General features: G+C 53.8%; 1 protein-coding gene. It reads right to left on the bottom strand.

Annotation, left to right across the window (positions count from 1 at the left end; genetic code table 11):
- Nucleotides 1–84 precede the first annotated feature (84 nt).
- Nucleotides 85–364, bottom strand: a 280-nt coding sequence (locus SB717_RS34145; protein ID WP_410907262.1) for a tautomerase family protein, incomplete at its 5' end; no start/stop codon positions are given.

Here is a 364-nt window from a genome sequence, read left to right as displayed (position 1 = left end):
CTCATCCCTTTCGATGGTTGTTCGGTGTATATCGATGTGCTCATGTCCCCTCCAATTCGCCCGTTCACTTATTTAGATTACGCCCTAGACTCCGAGCAGATATCGGCGATCCTCGTCGGACATCGACTCAAGCCATTGCGCTTCAGCTCCCGGCTCCGGCAAGACCTTGCCATATTCGACCATCTGCGAGGGAAGCAAATCAGATACATACACCCACACGGAGCGGCCTTGTGTACCAGCAGCCTCAACGACTACTTGCGAAATGTCCTCGAGAAGTTGTCGCTTCTGCGCGGCAGTCCTTCCAGCCCGAATGTGACCGTGGATAAAGATCAACTCAGACTTCAACGGACTGCCCCCGAGAAAG

The sequence above is a fragment of the Priestia sp. SIMBA_032 genome (assembly GCF_046535215.1).
Taxonomy (GTDB): domain Bacteria; phylum Bacillota; class Bacilli; order Bacillales; family Bacillaceae_H; genus Priestia; species Priestia aryabhattai.
This window is presented reverse-complemented; position numbering and strand designations above follow the sequence as displayed.